This is a genomic window from Streptococcus australis (assembly GCF_003943615.1).
GTDB lineage: Bacteria > Bacillota > Bacilli > Lactobacillales > Streptococcaceae > Streptococcus > Streptococcus australis_C.
This window is the reverse complement of the sequence record NZ_RJPZ01000001.1, coordinates 75,770-101,018: the sequence shown is the minus strand read 5'-3', so window position 1 is coordinate 101,018 and position 25,249 is coordinate 75,770. Positions and strand designations below refer to the sequence as shown.

Below are 25,249 nucleotides of genomic sequence, written 5' to 3'. Positions count from 1 at the left end.
CCTTATTTCTTGTGGTATGCAAAGAGTGGACTAACAGGTTTACGCTCTTGGATACGAACAAGGGCATCTCCAATCAATTCGCTTGCAGTAATGTATTTTACATTTTTTGGTTTTTGCTCTTTGGTTGCTACAGAGTCTGTAACTAAAATTTCTTTAATTGGTGCTTGATCTAGCAATTCTGCAGCTCCCTTAACGAAAAGTCCGTGACTAGAAACAGCATAAATCTCCGTAGCGCCATCCCGTTGAACAATTTTTGCAGCCTCAGAGAAGGTTTTTCCTGTATTCAAAATATCATCGATAAGGATTGCTTTTTTGCCTTTAACATCCCCGATGATGTAGCCTTGGTCACGGCTGGCATCGTCTTGGGCGTAGTCAATGATGGCAATTGGGGCATCTAGATATTCAGCAAGATTACGTGCTCGTTTCACTCCGGAGTTTTTAGGACTGACAACCACCACATCTGAACCGGTCAAACCTTGTTTGATATAATGATCAGCAAATAGAGGAATCGTGAACAAGTTGTCTACTGGGATATCGAAGAAGCCTTGTACTTGAACCGCATGAAGATCGAGTGTTACAACACGGTCTACCCCTGCCTTGACCAACATATTGGCAACTAATTTTGCTGTAATCGGTTCGCGAGGAGCAGCGGTACGGTCTTGACGTGCATAACCAAAGTATGGAAGAACGACGTTAACGGTATGAGCGCTAGCTCGTTGGCAAGCATCTACCATGATTAACAATTCCATCAAGTGATTGTTAACAGGGAAGCTGGTAGATTGGATGATATAAATATCATATCCACGGACACTTTCTTCGATATTTATTTGGATTTCACCATCTGAGAATTGACGTGAAGAAAGCTTTCCGAGTGGGATGCCAGCAACTTCCGAAATTTTTTGTGCAATTTCTTGATTGGAGTTGAGTGCGAAGAGCTTCATATTGTTTTTTTCTGACATATGTTTGATCCTCATTTAGATATTTTTGTCTAGTCTTATTTTAGCAAAAAAATTCAGTAATTTCAGCTTTTTAGCAAACTTTGAGCTAATCTTGCCACTTTACTTTTTGCTGGCTTATATTCAATTTGTTTTTCCTTGAGAAATTCGTGAAAATAAGTTTCATCTGAGGCAGCATCTACCTCCATTTCCAACTCATAGTCCTCAATAGAATTATAACGACTACGGTCAAAGGCTAATAAACCTTTAGGGATTCTTTTCTCACGTCTCTCTGTTTCCAGACTACCCCAGACATCTAAGGCAGCTAGTGGAATTCCTAAATCAGTGAGAAAGCCGGCAATCTCACCTTGAGGGAGTTTTTTCTTGGATAGAAAGTCTTCTACCTGATCAAATGTAAGAGCTTGGTTGTATTCAAAATGTCCCGCTTTTTGCGGTACTTTAAGGGTTAGCTCAGCCCGATCAGCTAAGGTACGAATTCGCAAGGCCATCTGATGATTCCGGATGGCTTGGTCGGGCGTATCGATATAGTGATTGGTTTGTCGGATAGGAGGTTGTTCCTTGAAAAAATCCTTAAGAGAGTCGTATTCTTCCTTGGTTAGTAAGGTTTTAAATTCAATTTCTAAATGATTCATAGCCACGTCCTTTTCTTTCGTTTGCAAGCTCTTTATGATATAATAATAGATGTGTTTATTTTATACAAAAAACTTTGAGATGACAAGGTGATTCAATGGCGATTGATTGGGAAAATTTTTTAGATCCCTATATCCAAGCAGTTGGTGAGTTGAAGATTAAGCTTCGTGGGATAAGAAAGCAGTATCGCAAACAACAAAAGCATTCCCCAATCGAGTTTGTGACCGGTCGTGTGAAGCCGATTGAGAGTATTCTCGAAAAAATGGAACGCAGAAGTATTTCTGAAGAGAACCTGGCTCAAGATATGCAAGATATTGCTGGTCTGCGAGTTATGGTTCAATTTGTTGATGACGTAGAAGAAGTCCTAGAAGTTCTTCGTAAGCGTCAAGATATGCGCGTGGTGCAGGAAAGAGATTATATTCGTCACAAAAAATCGAGTGGCTATCGAAGCTATCACGTCGTAGTAGAGTACCCAGTAGATACCATTAATGGCTATGAAACCATTTTGGCAGAGATACAGATTCGTACCCTGTCTATGAATTTTTGGGCCACCATTGAACACTCATTAAATTACAAATATAAAGGAGATTTTCCAGACGAGATTAAAAAGCGTCTTGAAGTCACTGCGAATTTGGCTTATCAACTCGATGAGGAAATGGGCGCCATTCGTGATGCCATTCAGGAGGCGCAAGCCCTTTTTGATCCTATGCATCGTAAATTAAACGATGGCGTCGGAAATAGTGATGATACAGATGAGGACTACAGGTAAGAAGGTTTCGATTATTCGAAATCGAAAACGCCAGAGCGAAGAGGTCTTTCAACAACTTCGTTATAAATTAAAAAAGAATAATTTTATCTTGACTGAAAAACATCCAGATATCGTGATCTCCATTGGTGGAGATGGCATGTTGCTCTCGGCTTTTCATAAGTACGAGAGTCAATTAGATCGGGTTCGTTTCGTTGGGGTGCATACGGGGCATCTTGGATTTTATACGGATTATCTAGATGATGAGATTGACAAATTAGTAGAAAATCTTAAGTACGATACGGGTGCCAAGGTGTCTTATCCAATCCTGAATGTCAAAGTGACCTTTGAAAATGGGGATACTAAGATTATGCGAGCCCTTAATGAAGCGACTATCAAACGGAGCGATCGGACGATGGTAGCTGACTTAACCATCAATGGTGTTCATTTTGAGCGCTTCAGAGGGGACGGGATTACCGTTTCGACCCCTACAGGTAGTACGGCTTATAACAAATCTTTGGGAGGAGCTGTTCTTCACCCGACCATCGAAGCACTTCAAATTGCAGAAATTGCTAGTCTCAACAACCGTGTGTATCGAACTTTGGGTTCATCGATCATTGTTCCTAAAAAAGATAAGATTGAAATTACGCCAAGCCGGCCAGGTTTTCACATTCTCTCTGTTGATAATTCAACTTATTCCTATCGAAATATCGCCCATATCGAGTACCAGATTGATAACCACAAGATCAATTTCGTAGCGAGCCCAAGTCATACCAGTTTCTGGAATCGGGTCAAGGATGCTTTTATTGGAGATATTGACGAATGAGGTTCGAGTTTATTGCAGACGAACACGTCAAGGTCAAAACATTCCTGAAGAAGCACCAGGTTTCAAAGGGCTTATTGGCCAAGATCAAGTTTTCTGGAGGCCAGATTTTAGTTAATGGCATTGAACAAAATGCTATTTATCTTCTCGACATAGGAGATAGGGTGACAATTGACATTCCTTCTGAAGAACCCTATGAAGCCTTGGAGGCCATTGATCGTGATTTGGAAATCTTGTATGAAGACGATCATTTCTTAGTCCTCAACAAACCGGCAGGAGTGGCCTCCATTCCTAGCTCTCTTCATTCCAATACCATTGCAAACTTTGTCAAGGGTTACTACGTTCGAAACCAGTATGAAAACCAGCTCGTTCATATTGTCACCCGTTTAGACAAGGATACCAGTGGGATCATGCTCTTTGCTAAACATGGCTATGCCCATGCACGATTGGATAAACAACTTCAGGCTAAGACCATTCAAAAACGTTACTTTGCATTGGTAAAAGGGAAGGGTGAGTTGGCGAGCAAAGGTGACATTATTGCCCCCATTGCGCGTGATGAAGACTCGATCATTACTCGAAAAGTAGCAAAAGGTGGCAAGTATGCTCATACCAGCTACCAAGTTGTCCAGTCTTTCGGTGATATTCATCTGGTGGATATCCAATTGCATACAGGCCGGACCCATCAGATTCGCGTTCATTTTTCACATATTGGTTTTCCACTTTTGGGAGATGATCTTTATGGTGGTTCCTTAGAAGATGGGATCCTTCGACAAGCCTTACATTGCCATTCCTTGGCTTTCTATCATCCTTTTTTGGAAGAAGAACTCCGAATTGAAAGTTCTTTGCCAAATGATTTTAGCCAGGTCTTAAAACAGTTAACAAATATTTAATTTTTTTAAAGGAGAAACTCATGGAAGTTTTTGAAAACCTCAAAGCCAACCTGGTTGGTAAGAATGCACGTATTGTATTACCAGAAGGTGAAGAACCACGTATTCTTCAAGCAGCAAAACGAATTGTGAAAGAAACAGACGTAACCCCTGTCTTGCTTGGGAATCCGGATAAGATTGGCATTTACCTTGAAATTGAAGGTGTTTTGGAAGGATACGAAGTCATCGATCCGCATTCTTACTCAGGTTTTGAAGAGATGGTAACTTCCTTAGTTGAACGTCGCAAGGGTAAAATGACAGAAGAAGAAGCACGCCAAATTTTGCTAGATGATGTCAACTACTTTGGTGTCATGTTGGTACATCTTGGAATTGTTGATGGAATGGTGTCAGGTGCGATTCACTCAACAGCAGCAACCGTTCGTCCAGCTCTTCAAATTATCAAAACTCGTCCAAATGTTAAACGGACTTCAGGTGCCTTTCTCATGGTTCGCGGATCTGAACGCTACTTGTTTGGTGACTGTGCGATTAACATCAATCCAGATGCTGAAGGCTTGGCTGAAATTGCCATCAACTCTGCTATCACAGCGAAGATGTTTGGGATTGATCCAAAAATCGCCATGTTGAGCTATTCAACAAAAGGTTCAGGTTTTGGTGAAAGTGTTGATAAAGTAGTTGAAGCAACAAAAATCGCTCATGAGCTTCGTCCAGATCTTGAAATTGATGGGGAATTGCAATTTGACGCAGCCTTTGTACCTGAAACAGCAGCATTGAAAGCTCCAGGAAGCAAGGTAGCAGGTCAAGCCAATGTCTTTATCTTCCCTGGTATCGAAGCTGGTAACATTGGTTACAAGATGGCAGAACGTCTTGGTGGCTTTGCGGCGGTAGGTCCGGTCTTGCAAGGATTGAACAAGCCAGTGAACGACCTTTCCCGCGGATGTAATGCAGATGATGTTTACAAGTTGACCTTGATCACGGCGGCTCAAGCTGTTGAACAATAAGAATGATATTAAGAGGCTGGGACAAAAGTCCTAGCCTCTCAATTGTTTTTGGTTTGTCGATCAATACGCAGTGGTTGAGTGGGCTCTACTAGGCTGATTTCATCAGCTTTTACAGCCTTAGTCAACTGTGCGGAGGTGGGAAGACGAAATCGAATTCTAACGAATGACCGATTTCTGTCCCACTCTCTTTTATTGCTAAAGTCAGAATCACTAAAGCAGAAGTCATTCTATGGTATACTAGGAATATGATGGATTTTAAAGATTACGGGATTACCATGTGGGAGGAGAGAAAAATTGCTTCTTTCCGAAGAAAATTATTAGCATGGTATGATGCCAATAAACGGGATCTTCCCTGGAGAAGGACACAGGATCCTTATAAAATTTGGATCTCAGAGATTATGCTTCAACAGACACGTGTTGATACGGTCATTCCCTATTATGAGCGTTTTCTTGACTGGTTTCCGACGATTGAGGATTTGGCTAATGCGCCAGAAGAAAAGCTCCTAAAAGCCTGGGAAGGTTTGGGCTATTACTCTCGAGTTCGCAACATGCAGAAAGCTGCTCAGCAGATGATGGAAGATCACGGAGGTGTATTTCCATCAACCTATGAGGCTATCTCGAAACTTAAGGGAATTGGACCTTATACAGCTGGTGCCATTGCGAGTATTGCCTTTGGTTTGCCAGAACCAGCAGTGGATGGGAATGTCATGCGGGTTCTAGCCCGCTTGTTTGAGGTAGACTACGATATCGGAGTCCCGACCAATCGCAAAATTTTTCAAGCGATGATGGAAGTTTTGATTGATCCGGACCGTCCTGGTGACTTCAATCAAGCCTTGATGGATTTGGGGTCAGATATTGAGTCACCAGTCAATCCACGACCAGAAGAGAGTCCTGTTAAGGAATTTAGTGCGGCCTATCAGCATGGAACCATGGATCGTTATCCCATCAAGGCTCCTAAAAAGAAACCAGTGCCAGTTTATTTAACAGCCTTTATTATAAAGGATAGTCATGGGCGTTACTTGCTGGAGAAAAATGAGAGAGAAGGTCTCTTGTCTGGCTTCTGGCATTTTCCCTTGATTGAAGTGGATAGCCTATCGGAGAACCTGGGTCAATTGTCTCTACTGGATGGAAAATGGGAAGCTGAGGACAATCCTGAAATACTTTCTTTTGAACAGGATTATGACTTGGTTATTGATTGGCAAGAGAGGTCTTATCCCATCGTCCAGCATGTTTTTTCACATCGCAAGTGGCAGGTTCAACTTCGTTACGGCTTGGTAAAAGAAGGAGAGCAGACAACAAGTGAATCGGCTCTTTGGTTAAGACCAGAAGAATTTTCGGCCTATCCTTTTGCCAAACCCCAGCAAAAGATTTGGACGACTTTTTCGGAAAACGAAAAATGAGAGTGGGACAGAAATCGGTAATTCGTTAGAATTCGATTTCGTCGTCCCGCCTCCGCACAGTTGAGTAGGGCTGTAAAAGCTGATGGAATCAGCGTAGTAGAGCCCACTCAACCACTGCGTCTTGCTCGACAATCCAAAGATAATTAAGAGGCTAGGACTTTTGTCCCAGCCTCAATTTTTTCTTATAGATGAGCGAATGCTTTAATTTCTTCTTCTGACATAGAAGAGTCACAACGAACAGTGACTTCACCTGCTTCGACGTGTAAAAATCCTGGTACAGTTGGAATGCCATAGGTTGAACGGAAGGCTTGTAAAGCCTCTAATTGGCTTGGTTCTTCACTATTGATGAAGTAGATATGAGCTTTCGTTTCAGCTACTACAGTTGCTAATTTAGCAGCGAACTTACGGCAATATGGGCAAGTCTTGCGTCCAATAAAGAAGGTTGCTGTTTCTTTTTTGTCGATGGCTTCTTGCGCACGCGCTACAGTGGTTACTTCGAGATCTTTAATATCTACTAAAAATTGTTCCATGAGATTACCTCGCTTTCTTATAAATCTAGTATGCCATAAAGAAAGAAAAAATGCTTTATTTTGATACGAAAAAAGATGAGATAGATTTATCTCATCTTTTCTCTTGCTTATTTTACAAATGCATTGATTTCAGCTTCGATGTTAGCAATCTTAGCTTGTGACTCTTCGTTGCTTTCACCAACAACTGCAATGTAGAACTTGATTTTTGGTTCAGTACCTGAAGGACGAACGGCAATCCATGAACCATCAGCAAGTGTGTATTTTAAGACATCACTTGGTGGAGTCGTCAAGGCTGTTACAGTACCATCAGCAGCAGTAGATGTTTGTGCTTTGAAGTCTTCAGTGATCGAAACGGCTGTTGCGTTAAATTCTTTTGGACCGTTTTCACGGAATTTAGCCATAATCGCTTTGATTTGCTCAGCACCATCGACACCAGAAAGAGTGACAGAAATAGTCTTCTCAGCATAGTAGCCATACTCTTTGTAGATTTCTTCGATACCGTCTGCAAGAGTCAAACCACGAGAGCGGTAGTAGGCTGCAAGTTCAGCAACAACAAGGACAGCTTGGATGGCATCTTTATCACGTACGAATGGTTTGATCAAGTAACCGAAGCTTTCTTCAAATCCCATCATGTAAGTATGATTGTGTTTTTCTTCGAATTCTTGAATCTTTTCAGCGATAAATTTGAAACCAGTCAAGACGTTGAACATGGTTGCGCCGTAGCTTTCAGCAATCTTTGTTACCAAGTCAGTTGAAACGATTGATTTGCAGAGAGCTGCATTTTCTGGAAGAGTTCCAGCGTTTTTGTGGGCTTCCAAGATGTACTTAGCCATGATAGCACCGATTTGGTTACCTGAAAGGTTAAGGTAGCTACCGTCTTTTTGAAGGACTTCAACACCGACACGGTCTGCATCAGGGTCAGTTGCAACAAGAACATCAGCTCCTACTTGACGACCAAGTTCTTCAGCTAGAGCAAAGGCTGCTTGGCTTTCTGGGTTTGGAGATTTAACAGTAGAGAAGTCTGGATCTGGAGTTGCTTGAGCTTCAACAACTTGAACAGAATCAAATCCTGCTTGAGCAAGAGCACGACGAGCCAACATTTCACCAGTACCGTGAAGTGGAGTATAGACAATCTTCATGTCTTTACCAAATTCTTCAATCAAAGTAGGGTTGATGTTAACATCTTTTACTTCTTTGAGATATTCTGCATCGATTGCTTCACCAATAACTTCGATCAAACCAGAAGCTTTTTCAGCTTCCACATCAGCGACTTCCACAGCAAATGGATTTTCAATAGCACGGATATAGGTTGTCAAAGCATCTGCATCATGTGGAGGCATTTGGCCACCATCTTCACCGTAAACCTTGTATCCATTGAATGGAGCTGGGTTGTGGCTAGCAGTGATCATGATACCAGCAAAACAGTTTAGGTGACGAACCGCAAATGAAAGTTCTGGAGTTGGACGGAGACTTTCAAAAACATAAGATTTAATACCGTGTTTTGCAAGAACTGCTGCTGATTCAAAGGCAAACTCTGGAGAGAAGTGACGGCTATCATAAGCGATGGCTACACCACGTTCTTTTTCATTACCACCTTTTGATTCGATCAAACGAGCCAAACCTTCAGTTGCTTGGCGAACAACATAGATGTTAATGCGGTTTGTACCAGCACCAATCAATCCACGCATACCAGCAGTACCGAATTCAAGGTTGGTGTAGAAGGCATCTTCTTTGGTTTTTTCATCCATGCTTTCCAAATCACGACGAAGGTAATCTGGTAGGTCGGCAAAATCAGCCCATTTTTGGAAGTTTTCTTGATAAGTCATAGTACAACTCCTTATTTCTAATGTATTAATCGCTTACATTATAGCAAATTTTTTCAGAAAATTCTAGCGATAATTGTAAATCTTTTCAAAAATAAAGGGGGAATTTTGGATAGAAAAAAGGTCTAGACAAATCTGTCTCGACCTCCTGTTTATTTTAATTTTTCAAGGGCTGGGACAACGGCACTAGTGATCAGAACCGTTGCAATAACTTCGATGAGTGAGTTAGTAGACACAATCAAGGCGAGAAAATCGTTGATTCCACCTTTGAATTGACTACCAAAAAAGAGGTAAATCCCGCTTAAAACAAAAACGGTATTGGTCATGGATCCGACAATTCCAGCTGTTATTAACCCGGTACGATTGCGCATTAATTGATAGATATAGTAAGGTGTTATTCCGATCAGGATACGTGGAACTAGAGCGATTAGAAGGGAATAGAAGTTTCCGTTTGGTACAAAGGGACTAAAGAGGTAGCTTGCAGGTGTTAAAACAAGGGTATTCATCGTTAAACTAAAGAGTCCCATAAGCAATCCTAAAGTAGCCCCGATTCGTGGCCCGTAAATGATAGACGCGATCACAACAGGAATATGAACCAAGGTTGGCTGAATACCTGATGGTACAAAATGTAAGATGAAGGAAGTTGTAAAATGGATGGTAATCATTACCGCGAAAAATATAGCAATGCGTGAAATGGATGAGGATTTTTTCATGAAAGCGACTCCTGTATAGTAGTTAGAATGGTTTCGATAGAAGCTAAAGCTCCAGACCCTTGATCGCCACAAGCCAGAGTAGCATAGCGAGGTTGAATAATCTGATAGCCGTAGTCTTGTAAGAGTTTTAGATTTCGTTGAGTAGCTGGGTGTTCCAGCATTTTCGTATTCATAGCGGGTGCTAGGATTTTTTTAGTTCCTTGAGGCAAGGCTAGAGCTGTGCTCGTCACCATATTATCTGCTAGCCCCATGGCAAGTTTAGCAATCGTATTGGCACTAGCCGGTGCTACAAGAAAGAGGTCTGTTTCTTTCCCAATGTCGATGTGTTCAATCCTCTGTGGATCCTCTTCAATCATGACATCTAGACCGACTGGATTTTTTGAAAGGACCTGAAGGGTTAGGGGAGTGATAAAAGCTGCAGCTGAAGGAGTCATGAGAACCTTCACCTGATGACCGAGCTTGGTCAATTGACTGGTGATGTCGGCTGCCTTATAAGCAGAAATACTTCCTGTAACAGCTAGTAGAATATTGGCCATTCGATTTATCCTTTGTTTGTAATGTGACGGTAGATTTCTTGAGCAATTTCCAATTTCGTTTCGGCTATTTGAACAGCATCTTTAGTAACTAAGTAAGCTCGATGCTTTCCGTCTTGGATTTCACTCAAATCATTGGCAACAATCATTTCTGCCTGATTCTTTTCGAGGCTGGCACGAGCAACTGATAGCAGTTGATCCTGGGATACATCAACCAGCAGTTTAAAGCCAACCAAGCGAATTTCAGGATTCCAAGTTTTTACCAAGGAAATTAACTTAGGATTTTTCTTCAAAAAGAGTACTTGGTAATCTTCCTCCGATGAAATCTTCGATTCCTGATTGGTTTGATGGAGAAATTGCTCTAAATTAGGAGCTTCTTTTACAGCCTGAAAACCTGACATATAGACAGGACTGTAGTCGGAAACAGCCATGGAATGAATAAGGACCTGATGAGTTGGAGTTTCTTTCTCAAGGACTGTTTGAAGTTCAGCGACATCATTTATGAACACTTTTGTTAAACAAGGATGTGCTTTCGGCTGAACCGCAGTTGGGGTGGTCACAAGCGTCACAGAAAATCCTGCCTCTAAAAATTGTTCGGAAATGATTTTTCCAAGTTGACCAGTGGAATGGTTGGTAATCGAACGAACTTGATCGATTTTTTCACTGGTTCCACCAGAAGTAATCAAAATATTCATAGGCTTATTTTACAAGAATTTTATATTTTAGTAAAGCCAAGAACACGGCTCTTACGTTAGTTTTTTAGGCGAAACGGAAGTAATGGGAGAGGAAAAGGGGACTCATAGTTATTTCGTATAGAGGGCTATAAGAAATTAGAATGAAGGCCGAAAAGGTCTATTTTACAGGCAAAATCCGAACGAATAAAAAAAGTTTGATAATTAAAATATATATCCTTGCGAAATTTCTGTATAATAGGGTTATAAAATAGTGAGGAGATTCAGATGAAGACAGATATCGAGATTGCACAAAGTATTGAATTGAAACCCATCACAGATGTGGTAGAGAAATTGGGGATTCATTTCGATGACTTAGAACTCTATGGAAAGTACAAGGCAAAATTAACCTTTGATAAGATCCAAGCCGTTCAGAAGGAAAAGCCAGGAAAACTCATCTTGGTGACAGCGATTAACCCAACTCCAGCAGGGGAAGGAAAATCTACCATCACTATTGGATTGGCAGATGCCTTGAATAAAATTGGGAAACAAACCATGATTGCCATCCGCGAACCATCTTTAGGTCCTGTTATGGGGATTAAAGGAGGAGCAGCTGGTGGAGGCTATGCCCAAGTTCTCCCTATGGAGGATATTAATCTTCATTTCACGGGTGACATGCATGCCATTACAACGGCAAATAATGCTCTATCAGCTTTAATTGACAATCATTTACATCAAGGAAATGAGCTAGGCATTGACCAACGTAGAATTATCTGGAAACGGGTAGTGGACTTGAATGACCGTGCTTTACGACACGTATCGGTTGGCCTCGGTGGCCCTCTTAATGGGATTCCTCGTGAAGACGGGTTTGATATTACCGTTGCTTCTGAGATTATGGCCATCCTATGCTTGGCGACAGATATTGAAGATTTGAAAGGCCGTTTGGCCAATATTGTGATTGGTTACCGTTATGATCGTAGTCCAGTTTATGTCCGCGATTTAGAAGTAGAAGGGGCGCTTGCCTTGATTCTGAAAGATGCAATCAAGCCAAACTTGGTTCAAACCATCTATGGAACGCCAGCCTTTGTTCATGGTGGGCCTTTTGCTAATATTGCCCATGGATGTAACTCTGTTTTGGCTACCTCAACCGCTCTTCGTTTAGCTGATTACGTGGTGACAGAGGCAGGCTTTGGAGCAGATTTGGGAGCTGAAAAATTCTTAGATATCAAAACACCAAATCTTCCTGTTAGCCCATCTGCAGTGGTGATTGTCGCAACGATTCGTGCATTGAAGATGAATGGTGGAGTTGCCAAAGATGCTCTTTCTGAGGAAAACGTAGAAGCTGTTCGTGCCGGTTTTGCTAACTTGGAGCGCCATGTTGAAAATATGCGCAAATTCGGAGTTCCTGTAGTAGTGGCCATTAATGAATTTGTAACGGATACAGAGGCTGAAATTGCAACTCTTAAAGAACTTTGTGCATCTATTCAAGTTCCTGTTGAATTGGCTAGTGTTTGGGCTGATGGAGCTGATGGAGGTGTAGCCTTAGCAGAAACTGTGGTTGCGACCCTTGAAACAAGTCCAGCCAACTACACTCGTCTTTATGATAATAATCTTTCTATTGAAGAAAAAATTACCAAGATTGCACGAGAAATTTACCGGGCAGACAATGTTGTCTTTGAGAAAAAAGCAAAAACTCAGATTGCTCAGATCGTGAAAAATGGCTGGGACAAGTTGCCGGTTTGTATGGCCAAGACGCAATATAGTTTTTCAGATGATCCAAGTCTCTTTGGAGCGCCGACTGGCTTTGATATTACTATTCGCGAATTGGTGCCTAAGACAGGTGCAGGCTTCATCGTTGCTTTGACAGGTGAAGTGATGACTATGCCGGGATTACCAAAACGTCCTGCTGCTTTGAACATGGATGTAGCAGAAGATGGTACTGCTTTAGGTTTGTTCTAATAACAGTATATAGAGGTTGGCTGACAACCTCTATTTTTGTGTTTTGAGGTATAATAGAGAGATAGAAAGTGAGAACAACATGTTGAAGATACGACCAGTCACTCTTAAAGATGCTCCTGAACTTGTCAGGATTTATGCTCCTTATGTTGAGAAAACAGCCATCACTTTCGAATACCAGGTTCCGACAATTGAGGAATTTGAAGGGCGTATCGAAAAGATCCTTCAACGTTTTCCCTATTTAGTAGCTGAAGAAGACGGTCATATCCTTGCTTACGCCTATGCGTCGACCTATTATGATCGATCAGCTTACGATTGGGCCGTGGAAGTATCCGTCTATGTGGATCAAGATTATCACGGGCAAAGACTGGGTACTCGTTTGTATGAGGCGATAGAGTCGGAGTTGGAGGCGCGTGGTTATTTGCGGTTCTTAGCTTGTATCGCTCTTCCTAATCCAGCTAGTATTGCCCTGCATGAGAAAAGAGGCTATGTGAAAGTTGCCCATTTTCCAAAAATTGGCTATAAATTTAATCAATGGCATGATATCATCTGGATGCAAAAGACAATCGAAGGGCCTGTAAAGTCCCTAATTTAAAAAACTGATGAAACTTGGCTTTCCTCTATTTTTTGAGAGGAATTCTAAAGCGAGCCTCTTGACAGCTCATATAATGTCATGGTAGACTAGGTTCATGCGATGAGTCGATTGGCTCTTAGGAGCCTTTTGCGCTGAGGAGGTCTACATTCAATTGTAACGCAGGAGCGGACCTTGAACAGTTGTGTGAACCGGCTGTTCTCATCGAAAGATGCCTCGAATCCCTTACCGTTTGGTAGGGGATTTTTTTTAGAAATTCACTGTTATCAAATACATATATTTGTTTGCCTCTTGTGATTGCTGGTGGTATAATGATGGAAATGGCTGTATTCATTTGTGTTTGAAAGGAGATGGTTATAGTGTATGATCAAAACAGTCCAAACAACAAGTGGTCACAAGAAACTTTCCAACGTATCAGTGAACTGGAGAAATTAGAACAAAATCAGGCTAAGTTGCGCATCATGAAGGAACAAATGAAAAATAACCTTCACTGGAGAAACGCCACCTTACTTGGTATTTTTTTTAGCTATACTATCTTTCCCACTTTTTGGATTGCGAGCGTTTGTTATCATTCTTCTTGCAGTGGTGTTCTATTATTTACCAGCATACCAAAAAAGAAAAGCCTTGTTCGGAGATCAGGTTCGATCCAATGACGAGATTTATATTACTAATTTTCTTTGTCCTATTTTGAAAGAAGTTTTTCCTCAAGCAGAGCTAACTTTGACAGCTAACTACCCTATGAATGTTTTGCAGGTCATTAGCCCGAGGTCGACTAAGTTTGATCTCTTTAATCAACTGTCCTTCCATGATGAAAAGAATCTCGTAGTAGCCAATCTTTATGCCTATCACATTGAGACGCGAACCAAGAGAGACTCTAATGGGGACACTCATACGGAAAATGTAGAAGTTGAAGATTTTTCTGGTCAGATTTTCTCTTTAAAATCTCCAATCTCATTTCCAGGGCACTTGAGAGTTGTTCCAACCAAGAAATCTTTCTTTTTAAAAAGAGAAGTCAAAGGAGCCTATCCAGGTGCTGGACCTAATGAAGTCCAAATCGAAACAGAAGATATCCAAAACAATGAAAACTACAATATCTATTGTACAGATGAACTTGCTGCTCGAAAATTCTTAAAACCCAAGATCCTAGAATGGTTTGATCAGCAAATTTCTCAGAATGCTATGTGTGTGTATTTAGTCCAAGATATACTTTATATTTCCTTATATACTAACCGCTACCTTTTCCCAACCCCCAATAGAAAAGAGGCAATCGAAAGTCTGTCGATTGCTGCAGAGTATCAAAAGCTCTGTAGAGAGATTGATCTCATTGATGAATTAACCAATATTTTTAAAGGAGAATAACTATGTCAGGTTTATTGATTGCCCTTATTGTTTTTGCTTTAGTAGTTGTTATGTGGTTTATCGGAGAAAGCAATCGATTGAACCGTTATCAAGTCATGATTGAAGAATCAAAGAGAACGGTCGATATCACCTTGGTTAAACGTTACGATACCATTTCGGAAATGTTGAAGGTCGCTAAGGCTTATGCCAAACATGAGGAGAAAGTCTTTAGTGAATTGGTAGCCCTTCGCCAAGGTGCTTCTATTCAAGAATCCAACCAAGTTATTTCCAATCAAAATGATGTTTTGGCCCAAATCCGAGCAGTGGGTGAGAATTATCCAGAGCTCTTGTCTTCTAATCAATTCTTGGCCTTGCAAAAAGAAATTGTAGACGAAAATGAAGATTTAGCAGCTTCTAAACGCATCGTCAATAGCAATATTAGTCAACTCAACCAAGCCATTGTAACCTTTCCAACTTCAATAGTTGCAGGTATCAAAGGGATGCAACAGGTTCAGTTCCTATTGGAAGATACTCAAGGTAAGAAGGATTTGAGTGATTTGGATTATGAGATCCATTAATTTTTATTAAAGCTATTTTATATCTAGAAACTATCCCGGTCTTAGATCGGGATTTTTGTTTTTATAAATGCAAAATACGCTTTTCATTTACCTGGAAAAATAGTATAATAGATGAAATTCACAAATTTTTAGAAAATTCCGAAAGAGGTTTGTTATGGGATATACAGTTGCTGTTGTCGGTGCGACAGGTGCCGTTGGTGCTCAAATGATCAAAATGTTGGAAGAATCAACTCTTCCAATTGATAAGATTCGCTACTTGGCGTCTGCACGTTCTGCAGGAAAAGTTTTGCAATTCAAAGGGCAAGATGTGACGATTGAAGAAACGACAGAAAATGCTTTTGAAGGAGTTGATATTGCTCTCTTCTCAGCTGGTGGTTCAACTTCTGCAAAATACGCACCTTATGCTGTGAAAGCGGGTGCGGTAGTAGTAGATAACACATCTTATTTCCGTCAAAATCCAGATGTACCATTGGTTGTTCCAGAGGTGAATGCCCACGCTCTTGATGCCCATAACGGAATCATTGCCTGCCCTAACTGTTCAACTATCCAAATGATGGTAGCTCTTGAGCCTGTTCGTCAGAAATGGGGCTTGGAACGTATCATCGTATCTACTTACCAAGCTGTCTCTGGTGCTGGTATGGGTGCGATTCTTGAAACCCAACGTGAACTTCGTGAAGTCTTGAATGACGGCGTGGATCCACGTGATTTGCATGCGGAAATCTTACCATCAGGTGGCGATAAGAAACATTATCCGATCGCCTTCAACGCTCTTCCTCAAATTGACGTCTTCACTGATAATGACTACACATATGAAGAAATGAAGATGACTAAGGAAACTAAGAAAATCATGGAAGATGATAGCATTGCCGTTTCAGCAACGTGTGTACGTATTCCGGTCTTGTCAGCTCACTCAGAGTCAGTTTACATTGAGACCAAAGAAGTAGCCCCAATCGAAGAAGTAAAAGCGGCGATTGCGGCCTTCCCTGGTGCTGTCTTGGAAGATGATGTTGCTCATCAAGTATACCCACAAGCTATTAACGCCGTTGGTTCTCGTGATACCTTTGTTGGTCGTATCCGTAAAGACTTGGATGCTGAAAAAGGGATCCATATGTGGGTTGTTTCCGATAACCTTCTTAAAGGAGCTGCTTGGAACTCAGTTCAAATCGCAGAAACTCTTCATGAACGTGGATTGGTGCGCCCAACAGCTGACTTGAAGTTTGAATTGAAATGATTCTATAACTGAATAAATCGTAATGGGGACAGTGACCAACTTTTGGACTGTCCCTCTTCCCTATCATTGGCACGAGAAAGGAGCAACCGGCCTATGTCTTATCAAGATTTAAAAAATTGTAGAATGATCACTGCCTTTATTACACCCTTTCATGAAGATGGTTCGATCAACTTTGAAGCTATTCCGCCCTTAATTGAGCACCTACTAGCTCATCACACAGATGGGATTCTTTTAGCTGGTACTACGGCCGAAAGTCCAACTCTAACGCACGATGAAGAATTAGAACTCTTTGCGGCGGTGCAAAAGGTGGTCAATGGACGGGTTCCTTTGATTGCTGGTGTCGGGACCAATGAAACCCGTGATTCTATTGAGTTTGTAAAGGAAGTAGATCAGTTTGGTGGTTTTGCTGCTGGTTTGGCCATTGTTCCATACTACAACAAACCTTCTCAAGAAGGAATGTACCAGCATTTTAAGGCTATTGCAGATGCTTCTAACTTGCCAATCATTATCTATAACATCCCAGGGCGCGTGGTTGTCGAAATGACACCAGAAACCATGCTCCGTTTGGCTGAACATCCAAACATCATCGGGGTCAAAGAATGTACGACTCTTGCCAATATGGCTTATTTAATTGAGCACAAGCCAGAAGAGTTCCTCATTTATACGGGAGAGGATGGAGATGCTTTCCATGCCATGAACTTGGGGGCAGACGGCGTCATTTCAGTAGCTTCCCATACCAATGGGGATGAAATGCACGAAATGTTCCAAGCGATTGAGAACAATGATATTAAAAAGGCGGCGGCTATCCAGCGCCAATTTATCCCTAAAGTCAATGCTCTCTTTTCTTATCCGAGTCCAGCTCCAGTTAAAGCAGTCTTGAACTATATGGGCTTTGAAGCAGGGCCGACTCGTTTACCATTAGTTCCAGCCCCTGCTGAGGAAGCAAAGCGGATCATCAAGGTTGTGGTTGACGGGGATTATCATGCAAGTAAAGAAATCATTACGGGAGTTCTTCGTCCGGATTATTGATATTTTAGATTCTTGACAAATCTCCTATTTATTAAGATAATAGAAGTATATTGAAGACCAAGGAGAAAAAGATGGAAGTCATTAAACGTAGTGGTGAAGTAGTAGAATTTGATCCAGATAAAATCTACCAAGCGGTTTTAAAAGCTGCTCAAACAGTCTATGTCTTAACGGATGATCTTCGCCAAAACTTGGCGCAAGTGACCAAGAAAGTTGTGATGGATTTAGAAGAAGCTAAAGTGGAACGTGCGACTATCAGCATGATCCAGTCAATGGTTGAGCACCGCTTACTTGGTGCTGGGTATATTACCATTGCTGAACACTATATTTCTTATCGCTTGCAACGTGATTTGGAACGGAGTGGTTATGGAGATCACATCGCTGTTCACTTACATTTTGAGCAAATTCGCTAAAATAAGAAACGAAGTTACAGATGTAGCTTCGTTTTTGTTTGTAAAAATGGGAAGCAGTTTTATAAAAGAAATACCGTATTTCATGGTATAATAGATATGATTGAATTTTGAAAGGATTTCATTTCATGGCGATTATTCAATGGTTTCCTGGACATATGTCCAAAGCTAGAAGACAAGTACAGGAAAATTTAAAATTCGTGGATTTTGTGACTGTTCTGGTGGACGCTCGTTTGCCATTATCCAGTCAAAATCCCATGTTAACAAAAATTGTTGGTGACAAGCCTAAGTTGATGATTCTAAATAAGGTAGACTTGGCTGATCCTGTCGCAACAAAAGAATGGCAGGAGTATTTCGAATCTCAAGGAATCAAAACCCTGGCCATCAACTCCAAAGAGCAGTCGACAGTCAAAAAAGTAACAGATGCTGCTAAGAGCTTAATGGCAGATAAAATTGCTCGCCAAAAGGAACGAGGGATTCAGATTGAAACTCTTCGGACTATGATTATTGGGATTCCCAACGCCGGTAAATCTACCTTGATGAACCGTTTAGCAGGGAAAAAGATTGCCGTAGTTGGAAATAAACCAGGGGTAACCAAGGGGCAACAATGGTTGAAAACCAATAAGGATCTTGAAATCTTGGATACACCAGGAATTCTTTGGCCAAAATTTGAAGATGAAGATGTAGCTCTAAAATTAGCTTTAACGGGTGCCATTAAGGATCAGTTATTGCCTATGGATGAGGTGACTATTTTTGGTCTGGAGTATTTTAAATCCCACTACCCAAAAGAGTTGCAAGAACGCTATAAGCAAATGAATTTGGAGCAGAACGCACCGGAAATCATCATGGAGATGACCCAACGCTTAGGCTTCCGAGATGATTATGATCGCTTTTACAGCTTGTTTGTCAAGGATGTACGAGATGGTCGTTTGGGACGCTATACCCTTGATCGTGTAGGTGAAGTGGATGCCAACGATTAAAGAAGTTAAAGAGCGTTTGGCGATGATTGATGAATTAGATCATCCCTTGTTTGAAGAGTTAATCTATGATGCTCGGGCGGGCGTTCAGTCGGCTATCAACAAACGAAAACGTGAACTCCAAAAACAAGTGGAGGAAGACCTGCGTTTGGAAAAAATGCTAGCCTATGAAAAAGAACTCTATGCCCAAGGGATTCAACTCATTGCAGGAGTAGATGAAGTGGGACGAGGCCCTTTGGCTGGCCCTGTCGTCGCTGCAGCTGTTATTTTGCCTAAAAATTGTAAAATTCCAGGTTTAAACGATAGCAAGAAAATTCCTAAATCTAAGCACCAGGCTATTTACCAAGCGGTTTTGGATCAGGCTATTTCGGTTGGTATTGGGGTAAAAGACAATCACGTCATTGATCAGGTAAATATCTATGAAGCGACGAAATTAGCTATGCTAGAGGCTATTCACGAATTGGACCCACAGCCTCAACATCTCTTGATCGATGCCATGAAATTGGATCTTCCTATTTCTCAGACCTCCATCATAAAGGGAGATGCTAATTCCTTGTCTATCGCGGCAGCTTCTATAGTAGCTAAGGTAACACGGGATCAGATGATGGCGGCATATGACCAAGAGTATCCAGGTTATGATTTTGTTCAGAATGCGGGCTATGGGACCACCAAGCATCTTGAAGGATTGGAAAAACAAGGGGTTAGTCCAATCCATCGCCGAAGCTTCGAACCCATTAAGTCCATGACTGATGTTGATTAGGAGGAGAAGAAAATGCTCTTAGCCTTTGATATCGGGGGAACCTTTATTAAATATGCCTTAGTCGATGAAGCCTATCAAGTGAGCGATTCCTCTAAAGTCCCGACACCAGATAGTATTGAGGACTTCTGGGAAGCCCTCGAGCGCGTGATTTGCTCGTTCCAGAATCAAATTACAGGGATTGCCATTTCTTGCCCGGGTGAAATCAATAGTCGACTTGGTTTTGTCTTTAAAGGTGGCCTTATTCCTTATTTGAGGAATATTCCTTTAGCTTCTCGTTTAAATAAGATATTTCAAGTTCCTGTGACCGTCCTCAACGACGGAGATGCTGCAGGTTTGGCAGAAGCTCGAATTGGAAACCTCCAAGATTGTTACTGTGGTGCAACTTTTGTATTGGGAACTGGCGTAGGATTAGCCTTGACTTCCAACGGTTCTTTAATTTCTACCTTGCATCTCAAGGATTATCTTCGTTGGCCGAACCCAGAGGAGCCACCAACAACTTCAGAACAAAAACAATTTCAGAGAGAGATTTTGAAGCATGGGATTTCCAGTTTGGTTCAAAATTTAGGCTCAGCTGTCAACTTTGTAGCCCAAGCCAGTCAGCTCTTGCAACTGCCGGAAGAGGATGGCATCCAGGTTTTTGAAGCCCTTCACGCTGGTTATCATGGGAAGTTACAAGACTTATTTATTTCTTATTGTCAGGAAATTGCAATCCTGATCTATAATCTTCAGTCACTTGTTCGGCTTGAAAAAGTGACGATTGGTGGAGGAATTAGTAGCCAAGACCTTCTTTTAGAAGAAATCAACCATCAGTATAAATTGTTGTTTGAGGAAAGTAGTGAGCAACGATTTTCTTTACTAGAGATTCAAGCAGCACGTTACCACAACTCAAGTAACCTTTTGGGGGCCGTTTGTCATTTTAATATTGTAGAAAATCATTAAAAAGTTCTATTTTTAGAGCTTTTTTTGTTTTCTTTTACGAATATTATAAATAGATAGTAGAAAATGAGGTTTACGAATGAACAAATATGAACTGTATAAATTAAAGGTTGCTGGCCTGTCTAATCTACAGGTTTTTAACATTGTCAATTACTGGGAAATGAATGGGGAATGGCCTTCTTTAGAATTAATGGCAAAAATTGCAGGATGTCGAAATCAAACACTTTTTATGGAACGATATATTCGGATTGATGACAAGGTCTTGATGGAGGAGTTCAAGGAGTTTGATTCGATATCCATTATGGATCCAGAATATCCTGAAGAACTTCTTTGGATGCATAACCCACCTGTTTTGTTGTTTTACTCAGGTAACATTGACCTTCTTAAACATCCAAAAATAGCAGTCGTGGGGAGTCGTTCCTGCAGCCGCACAGGGATTCAATCTGTCGAAAAAATCATTAATGAGTTAAACAATGAATTGATTGTGGTGAGTGGATTAGCCAAGGGGATAGATGCTGCGGCTCATTATGCAGCTATTCGAAATGGAGGAAAAACAATTGGTGTGATTGGTACTGGGTTAGATGTCTTCTATCCTAGATCCAATAAACAGTTGCAGAAGTACATGAGTGGTAGCCATTTGGTTTTAACAGAATACGGTCCTGGCCAAGGCCCTCAAAAACACCATTTTCCAGAGCGTAATCGGATTATTGCTGGTCTTTCTAGAGCAGTGATTGTGGCAGAAGCGCGGATGCGGTCTGGGAGTCTGATCACCTGTGAGCGTGCTATGGAAGAAGGCCGTGATGTTTTCGCTATTCCAGGTTCTATATTGGATGGTCGTTCTGATGGTTGTCATCACCTCATTCAAGAAGGAGCAAAGCTTGTGACCAGTGGAAAAGATGTCCTAGATGAGTTTGAATTTTAAAATGAGTTTTCCTATAGGAGAACTTCACGGTTGACATCCCGAAAAAAATAGTTTACACTCTATGAGGTTTATTACAAAATAGAGGTAAAAAAGTGGCTACTAAAACAAAAAAGAAAACCACAACAGCTAAAAAGAATTTAGTTATTGTGGAGTCTCCTGCGAAAGCGAAGACAATTGAAAAATATCTTGGTAGAAATTATAAGGTCATGGCCAGTGTGGGGCATATTCGTGACTTGAAAAAATCTACCATGTCCATTGATTTTGATAACAATTATGAACCTGAATACATTAATATTCGCGGAAAAGGTCCTTTGATCAATGAATTGAAAAAAGAGGCTAAAAAGGCCAAACAAGTCTTTCTCGCAAGTGACCCGGATCGTGAAGGAGAAGCTATTTCTTGGCACTTGGCCCATATTCTTCAGTTGGATAAGGAAGATAAGAACCGAGTCGTTTTCAATGAAATTACTAAGGATGCGGTAAAAAATGCCTTTCAAGAACCCCGTAAGATTGATATGGATCTGGTAGATGCTCAACAAGCACGCCGTGTTTTGGACCGGATTGTAGGGTACTCGATTTCACCAATTCTATGGAAAAAGGTGAAGAAGGGACTTTCCGCTGGTCGGGTGCAGTCAGTTGCTCTTAAATTGATCATTGACCGGGAAGAAGAAATCAATGCCTTCCAACCAGAAGAATACTGGACAATTGATGGAACCTTCAAAAAGGGAACCAAGCAGTTTCAAGCCAATTTCTATGGAATGAATGGCAAGAAGATGAAACTTCAAAACCAGGAGGATGTGAAAGCTGTTCTTTCGCATCTTGATGGGAAAGAGTATATCGTTGAAAAAGTTGAGAAAAAGGAACGCAAACGCAATGCGCCACTTCCTTACACGACTTCTTCTATGCAGATGGATGCGGCCAATAAGATTAACTTCCGTACTCGTAAGACCATGATGGTGGCTCAGCAGTTGTATGAAGGAATCAATATTGGATCAGGTGTCCAAGGTTTGATCACTTATATGCGTACGGACTCGACTCGGATTAGTCCAGTCGCTCAAAATGAAGCAGCTAGCTTTATCGTTGATCGATTTGGAGAGAAGTATTCCAAGCATGGAAGCCGGGTCAAAAATGCTTCTGGTGCCCAAGATGCCCACGAAGCCATTCGTCCTTCTAGTGTATACAATACGCCTGAGAAAATTGCTAAGTACCTAGACAAGGACCAACTCAAGCTCTACACCTTGATCTGGAACCGTTTTGTGGCTAGCCAGATGACAGCAGCTGTATTTGATACCATGAATGTCCGTTTGGGGCAAAATGGTGTTCAATATACAGCGAATGGTAGTCAGGTGAAATTTGACGGTTATTTAGCGATTTACAATGATTCGGATAAGAACAAGATGTTACCGGATATGGAAGAAGGGGATACTGTCACTCAGGTCAATAGCAAACCTGAACAGCACTTTACCCAACCACCAGCTCGTTATTCTGAAGCGACCTTGATTAAGACGTTGGAAGAAAATGGAGTGGGACGTCCTTCAACCTATGCACCAACGATTGAGACCATTCAAAAACGCTATTACGTGAAGCTTGTAGCCAAACGCTTCGAGCCAACCGAGTTAGGGGGAATCGTCAATAAATTGATCGTTGAATTCTTCCCAGATATCGTCAATGTAACCTTTACTGCTGAGATGGAAGGGAAACTAGATGATGTCGAACTTGGGAAAGAGCAGTGGCAAAAGGTTATCGATTCCTTCTATCAACCATTTAAAAAAGAAGTAGCCAAGGCTGAAGAAGAGATGGAGAAAATCCAAATCAAGGATGAGGCGGCTGGTTTTGACTGTGAAGTTTGTGGAAGTCCCATGGTCATCAAATTAGGACGTTATGGTAAGTTCTATGCTTGTAGCAACTTCCCAGATTGTCGCCATACTCAAGCGATTGTCAAAGAAATTGGGGTGGAATGTCCTAACTGTCATCAGGGCCAAATCATCGAGCGTAAAACCAAACGGAACCGTATCTTCTATGGATGCAATCGCTACCCAGAATGTGAATTCACTTCTTGGGACAAGCCAATTGGCCGTGACTGTCCAAAATGTGGTCAGTATTTGGTTGAAAAGAAAGTACGTGGTGGTGGCAAGCAAGTTGTATGTAGCAATGGGGACTACGAAGAAGAAAAAGTGAAATAAGTTTTTAGAATGATTCGATGTCTATTATAACGGCAATTTTATAAAATGTCTGTTATAATAGACATTTTTATTTTTTTTCGTTATAATAGACATAAGGAGGTGGGCTTATGTATCTTGCTTTGATTGCAGATGTTATTGATTCTAAAATGGTTCAAGAACGTTTCAACCTGCAAAAACAGTTAGAAAAAACGCTTCGAAAGATGAATGAACTCTTTGGAGATTACTTGGCATCCTGTTTTACCTTGACCCTGGGCGATGAGTTTCAGGCACTTTTAAAAGTGGATGCTCCAGTTTTTCAAATCATCGATACCTTGCGTTCAGAACTAAGCCCGACTCAACTACGTTTTGGTATCGGACTTGGAGAGATTGCAACAGCTATTGATCCCTTGCAAAGTATTGGTGCAGATGGGCCGGCCTATTGGAACGCACGCGCAGCCATCAATCTGGTTCATCAGAAAAATGACTACGGCAATACCCAGATCTATTTTTCAAGTGGGAACGACAGTAAGGACTTATTGGTAAACGCCCTCATTGCTTCAGGAGAAGCCATTCGTTCGGGTTGGCGTGGCAGTCAGGAAGAAATCCTGCTAGATCTTCTTAAGAGATTTGTATACAGTGAGAATTTTAGTCAGCAAGACTTGGCTCAATCACTGGATATCAATCCAAGCGCACTGTCTAAACGCTTGAAGAGTAGTAGTATTCGTGTGTATTTACGGGGAAGAGCAGCAACCCTTGCTAGTATACAAGCTCTAGCGAAAGGAGAGGTCTATGACCGGATTGTCTAGTATCGTAATAAGTCCATACTTGATTCTCTTGTTGATTTGTCATTTGTTATCGGATTATTATTTTCAAAGTCAAAAGATGGCGGATCGCAAGGATCGGGATAAGAAGGTGTTAGGCCTTCATATTCTCTATGTAGCTCTTCCCCTAATCGTCGTTTCCCTCTGTCACCTGGACCTATGGTGGATTTGCTTGATCATTTTGCTAACTCATGCAGGGATTGATTACAGCAAGCCTTGGGTGCAAAAACAATGGAAATTAACAAACTCATGGGCTTTTGCGCTGGATCAATTCTTGCATGTCGGTATCATTACTTGCCTTGTCCTTTTTGGAGCTAAAAACGGCACTACCTATCTGCCTTTGGACAGTTTAAATCTAATTTTTTATGTCCTCCTGGTGGGAAAACCGACCAATATAGTCTTTAAAATTCTCTTTGCTAAGTACCAGCCGACGATGGAGGATAAAATGGATACCATCACTGGGGCTGGTTCCATGATTGGTTTTTTAGAGCGGTTGATTATCGGCGCCTGTCTCGTGTATGGACAATTTGCTTCTATCGGCCTAGTCTTTACAGCCAAATCCATCGCTCGCTACAATAAAATTTCGGAGAACCCAGCCTTCGCGGAATATTACTTGATTGGTTCTTTATTCAGTATTCTATCTGCCCTCTTAGCAGCCTGGTTGTGTTTATAAGAAAACAACTAACAATCGATAGACCAGACAGGAAGGATTAGCCTCCCTGTCTTTTTTATGCCCTTTTTGGTATAATGGACCAAGTATCAATTTAGAAAGATTTGTGGGTGTCAAACAGTCCAGATAGTTGTTTTGATATGAACTTCGATTCCACCCAAAGA

General features: G+C 41.3%; 27 protein-coding genes. 20 read left to right on the top strand and 7 right to left on the bottom strand.

Annotated elements, in window-relative coordinates; genetic code table 11:
• Nucleotides 1–2: 2 nt before the first annotated feature.
• Nucleotides 3–959, bottom strand: coding sequence for a ribose-phosphate diphosphokinase (locus D8785_RS00510; RefSeq protein WP_042361082.1), 957 nt, complete (start codon nt 957–959; stop codon nt 3–5).
• A gap of 62 nt (nt 960–1,021) precedes the next feature.
• Nucleotides 1,022–1,588, bottom strand: coding sequence for a CYTH domain-containing protein (locus D8785_RS00505; protein ID WP_125374109.1), 567 nt, complete (start codon nt 1,586–1,588; stop codon nt 1,022–1,024).
• Between the two features lie 95 nt (nt 1,589–1,683).
• Here D8785_RS00505 and yjbM point away from each other — a divergent pair, with 95 nt between their 5' ends.
• The 5 genes from yjbM (at nt 1,684) to mutY (ending at nt 6,439) form a co-directional block, all read left to right on the top strand.
• Nucleotides 1,684–2,355, top strand: coding sequence for a GTP diphosphokinase (gene yjbM / locus D8785_RS00500; RefSeq protein ID WP_023026784.1), 672 nt, complete (start codon nt 1,684–1,686; stop codon nt 2,353–2,355).
• Nucleotides 2,339–3,157, top strand: coding sequence for an NAD kinase (locus tag D8785_RS00495; RefSeq protein ID WP_006597238.1), 819 nt, complete (start codon nt 2,339–2,341; stop codon nt 3,155–3,157). Before yjbM ends, D8785_RS00495 begins: the two co-directional genes overlap by 17 nt.
• The gene (locus tag D8785_RS00490) at nt 3,154–4,044 is read left to right on the top strand and encodes an RluA family pseudouridine synthase (protein WP_125374108.1); all 891 of its coding nucleotides are present in this window, start codon (nt 3,154–3,156) and stop codon (nt 4,042–4,044) included. Before D8785_RS00495 ends, D8785_RS00490 begins: the two co-directional genes overlap by 4 nt.
• Nucleotides 4,045–4,064: 20 nt before the next feature.
• Nucleotides 4,065–5,039, top strand: coding sequence for a phosphate acetyltransferase (gene pta, locus D8785_RS00485; protein WP_123159215.1), 975 nt, complete (start codon nt 4,065–4,067; stop codon nt 5,037–5,039).
• Between the two features lie 245 nt (nt 5,040–5,284).
• On the top strand, nt 5,285–6,439 hold the full coding sequence (gene mutY / locus D8785_RS00480; RefSeq protein WP_125374107.1) for an A/G-specific adenine glycosylase: 1,155 nt from the start codon (nt 5,285–5,287) through the stop codon (nt 6,437–6,439).
• A gap of 182 nt (nt 6,440–6,621) precedes the next feature.
• Here the strand turns inward: mutY and D8785_RS00470 are convergent, their stop codons facing one another.
• The 5 genes from D8785_RS00470 to D8785_RS00450 form a co-directional block, all read right to left on the bottom strand.
• Nucleotides 6,622–6,969 carry a DUF6568 family protein gene (locus D8785_RS00470; protein ID WP_023026789.1) on the bottom strand — a complete coding sequence of 116 codons (348 nt, stop codon included), beginning with the start codon at nt 6,967–6,969 and terminating at the stop codon, nt 6,622–6,624.
• Nucleotides 6,970–7,076: 107 nt separating this feature from the next.
• Nucleotides 7,077–8,795 carry a phospho-sugar mutase gene (locus D8785_RS00465; RefSeq protein ID WP_125374106.1) on the bottom strand — a complete coding sequence of 573 codons (1,719 nt, stop codon included), beginning with the start codon at nt 8,793–8,795 and terminating at the stop codon, nt 7,077–7,079.
• 149 nt (nt 8,796–8,944) lie between these two features.
• Nucleotides 8,945–9,505 carry an ECF transporter S component gene (locus D8785_RS00460; protein WP_125374105.1) on the bottom strand — a complete coding sequence of 187 codons (561 nt, stop codon included), beginning with the start codon at nt 9,503–9,505 and terminating at the stop codon, nt 8,945–8,947.
• Nucleotides 9,502–10,041 (bottom strand): phosphopantothenoylcysteine decarboxylase, encoded by a 540-nt coding sequence (gene coaC / locus D8785_RS00455; protein WP_125374104.1) that lies wholly within the window; start codon nt 10,039–10,041, stop codon nt 9,502–9,504. The genes D8785_RS00460 and coaC overlap by 4 nt, the downstream gene beginning before the upstream one ends.
• 5 nt (nt 10,042–10,046) lie before the next feature.
• A complete protein-coding gene (locus D8785_RS00450; RefSeq protein WP_125374103.1) occupies nt 10,047–10,733 on the bottom strand; it encodes a phosphopantothenate--cysteine ligase in 687 nt (228 codons plus the stop codon).
• A 264-nt stretch (nt 10,734–10,997) separates the two neighbouring features.
• Here D8785_RS00450 and D8785_RS00445 point away from each other — a divergent pair, with 264 nt between their 5' ends.
• The 15 genes from D8785_RS00445 to D8785_RS00380 all read left to right on the top strand — a co-directional run bounded on the left by D8785_RS00445 (nt 10,998) and on the right by D8785_RS00380 (nt 25,088).
• Nucleotides 10,998–12,668, top strand: coding sequence for a formate--tetrahydrofolate ligase (locus tag D8785_RS00445; RefSeq protein WP_125374102.1), 1,671 nt, complete (start codon nt 10,998–11,000; stop codon nt 12,666–12,668).
• A gap of 79 nt (nt 12,669–12,747) precedes the next feature.
• Entirely contained in the window at nt 12,748–13,260 is a 513-nt protein-coding gene (locus D8785_RS00440) for a GNAT family N-acetyltransferase (protein ID WP_125374101.1), read from the top strand.
• Between the two features lie 356 nt (nt 13,261–13,616).
• A complete protein-coding gene (locus tag D8785_RS09805) occupies nt 13,617–13,910 on the top strand; it encodes a hypothetical protein (RefSeq protein WP_260469848.1) in 294 nt (97 codons plus the stop codon).
• Between the two features lie 67 nt (nt 13,911–13,977).
• Nucleotides 13,978–14,616, top strand: a complete 639-nt coding sequence (locus D8785_RS09800) for a DUF3137 domain-containing protein (RefSeq protein WP_260469847.1) — start codon at nt 13,978–13,980, stop codon at nt 14,614–14,616.
• A gap of 2 nt (nt 14,617–14,618) precedes the next feature.
• Entirely contained in the window at nt 14,619–15,173 is a 555-nt protein-coding gene (locus D8785_RS00430) for a LemA family protein (RefSeq protein WP_125374100.1), read from the top strand.
• Nucleotides 15,174–15,327: 154 nt separating this feature from the next.
• Nucleotides 15,328–16,404, top strand: coding sequence for an aspartate-semialdehyde dehydrogenase (locus D8785_RS00425; protein WP_125374099.1), 1,077 nt, complete (start codon nt 15,328–15,330; stop codon nt 16,402–16,404).
• Nucleotides 16,405–16,497: 93 nt separating this feature from the next.
• A complete protein-coding gene (gene dapA / locus D8785_RS00420; RefSeq protein WP_125374098.1) occupies nt 16,498–17,433 on the top strand; it encodes a 4-hydroxy-tetrahydrodipicolinate synthase in 936 nt (311 codons plus the stop codon).
• A 71-nt stretch (nt 17,434–17,504) separates the two neighbouring features.
• A complete protein-coding gene (locus D8785_RS00415) occupies nt 17,505–17,843 on the top strand; it encodes an ATP cone domain-containing protein (RefSeq protein WP_006597242.1) in 339 nt (112 codons plus the stop codon).
• Nucleotides 17,844–17,968: 125 nt separating this feature from the next.
• Nucleotides 17,969–18,820 (top strand): ribosome biogenesis GTPase YlqF, encoded by an 852-nt coding sequence (ylqF, locus tag D8785_RS00410; RefSeq protein ID WP_125374097.1) that lies wholly within the window; start codon nt 17,969–17,971, stop codon nt 18,818–18,820.
• Nucleotides 18,807–19,577 (top strand): ribonuclease HII, encoded by a 771-nt coding sequence (locus D8785_RS00405; RefSeq protein ID WP_125374096.1) that lies wholly within the window; start codon nt 18,807–18,809, stop codon nt 19,575–19,577. Before ylqF ends, D8785_RS00405 begins: the two co-directional genes overlap by 14 nt.
• A 12-nt stretch (nt 19,578–19,589) precedes the next feature.
• Nucleotides 19,590–20,516 carry an ROK family protein gene (locus D8785_RS00400; protein ID WP_125374095.1) on the top strand — a complete coding sequence of 309 codons (927 nt, stop codon included), beginning with the start codon at nt 19,590–19,592 and terminating at the stop codon, nt 20,514–20,516.
• A 76-nt stretch (nt 20,517–20,592) separates the two neighbouring features.
• Nucleotides 20,593–21,435, top strand: a complete 843-nt coding sequence (gene dprA / locus D8785_RS00395) for a DNA-processing protein DprA (RefSeq protein WP_125374094.1) — start codon at nt 20,593–20,595, stop codon at nt 21,433–21,435.
• 92 nt (nt 21,436–21,527) lie between these two features.
• Nucleotides 21,528–23,615: a type I DNA topoisomerase gene (gene topA / locus D8785_RS00390; protein ID WP_125374093.1), complete on the top strand. Its 2,088-nt coding sequence runs from the start codon at nt 21,528–21,530 to the stop codon at nt 23,613–23,615.
• Between the two features lie 107 nt (nt 23,616–23,722).
• Complete coding sequence (locus D8785_RS00385; protein ID WP_125374092.1) at nt 23,723–24,400, top strand: SatD family protein; 678 nt, start codon at nt 23,723–23,725, stop codon at nt 24,398–24,400.
• Nucleotides 24,384–25,088, top strand: coding sequence for a DUF3307 domain-containing protein (locus D8785_RS00380; protein ID WP_125374091.1), 705 nt, complete (start codon nt 24,384–24,386; stop codon nt 25,086–25,088). Before D8785_RS00385 ends, D8785_RS00380 begins: the two co-directional genes overlap by 17 nt.
• Nucleotides 25,089–25,249: the final 161 nt, after the last annotated feature.

Bases quoted from the DNA above. Each gene is read 5' to 3' on its own strand.
- pta (WP_123159215.1), top strand. From the start codon at position 4,065: ATGGAAGTTTTTGAAAACCTCAAAGCCAACCTGGTTGGTAAGAATGCA.
- D8785_RS00445 (WP_125374102.1), top strand. From the start codon at position 10,998: ATGAAGACAGATATCGAGATTGCACAAAGTATTGAATTGAAACCCATC.
- D8785_RS00450 (WP_125374103.1), bottom strand. From the start codon at position 10,733: ATGAATATTTTGATTACTTCTGGTGGAACCAGTGAAAAAATCGATCAA.
- D8785_RS00490 (WP_125374108.1), top strand. From the start codon at position 3,154: ATGAGGTTCGAGTTTATTGCAGACGAACACGTCAAGGTCAAAACATTC.
- yjbM (WP_023026784.1), top strand. From the start codon at position 1,684: ATGGCGATTGATTGGGAAAATTTTTTAGATCCCTATATCCAAGCAGTT.
- D8785_RS00505 (WP_125374109.1), bottom strand. From the start codon at position 1,588: ATGAATCATTTAGAAATTGAATTTAAAACCTTACTAACCAAGGAAGAA.
- mutY (WP_125374107.1), top strand. From the start codon at position 5,285: ATGATGGATTTTAAAGATTACGGGATTACCATGTGGGAGGAGAGAAAA.
- dapA (WP_125374098.1), top strand. From the start codon at position 16,498: ATGTCTTATCAAGATTTAAAAAATTGTAGAATGATCACTGCCTTTATT.
- D8785_RS00460 (WP_125374105.1), bottom strand. From the start codon at position 9,505: ATGAAAAAATCCTCATCCATTTCACGCATTGCTATATTTTTCGCGGTA.
- D8785_RS00405 (WP_125374096.1), top strand. From the start codon at position 18,807: ATGCCAACGATTAAAGAAGTTAAAGAGCGTTTGGCGATGATTGATGAA.
- D8785_RS00430 (WP_125374100.1), top strand. From the start codon at position 14,619: ATGTCAGGTTTATTGATTGCCCTTATTGTTTTTGCTTTAGTAGTTGTT.
- D8785_RS00415 (WP_006597242.1), top strand. From the start codon at position 17,505: ATGGAAGTCATTAAACGTAGTGGTGAAGTAGTAGAATTTGATCCAGAT.
- dprA (WP_125374094.1), top strand. From the start codon at position 20,593: ATGAACAAATATGAACTGTATAAATTAAAGGTTGCTGGCCTGTCTAAT.
- coaC (WP_125374104.1), bottom strand. From the start codon at position 10,041: ATGGCCAATATTCTACTAGCTGTTACAGGAAGTATTTCTGCTTATAAG.
- D8785_RS00440 (WP_125374101.1), top strand. From the start codon at position 12,748: ATGTTGAAGATACGACCAGTCACTCTTAAAGATGCTCCTGAACTTGTC.
- D8785_RS00465 (WP_125374106.1), bottom strand. From the start codon at position 8,795: ATGACTTATCAAGAAAACTTCCAAAAATGGGCTGATTTTGCCGACCTA.
- D8785_RS00495 (WP_006597238.1), top strand. From the start codon at position 2,339: ATGAGGACTACAGGTAAGAAGGTTTCGATTATTCGAAATCGAAAACGC.
- D8785_RS00510 (WP_042361082.1), bottom strand. From the start codon at position 959: ATGTCAGAAAAAAACAATATGAAGCTCTTCGCACTCAACTCCAATCAA.
- D8785_RS00470 (WP_023026789.1), bottom strand. From the start codon at position 6,969: ATGGAACAATTTTTAGTAGATATTAAAGATCTCGAAGTAACCACTGTA.
- D8785_RS00380 (WP_125374091.1), top strand. From the start codon at position 24,384: ATGACCGGATTGTCTAGTATCGTAATAAGTCCATACTTGATTCTCTTG.
- D8785_RS00400 (WP_125374095.1), top strand. From the start codon at position 19,590: ATGCTCTTAGCCTTTGATATCGGGGGAACCTTTATTAAATATGCCTTA.
- D8785_RS00425 (WP_125374099.1), top strand. From the start codon at position 15,328: ATGGGATATACAGTTGCTGTTGTCGGTGCGACAGGTGCCGTTGGTGCT.
- D8785_RS00385 (WP_125374092.1), top strand. From the start codon at position 23,723: ATGTATCTTGCTTTGATTGCAGATGTTATTGATTCTAAAATGGTTCAA.
- ylqF (WP_125374097.1), top strand. From the start codon at position 17,969: ATGGCGATTATTCAATGGTTTCCTGGACATATGTCCAAAGCTAGAAGA.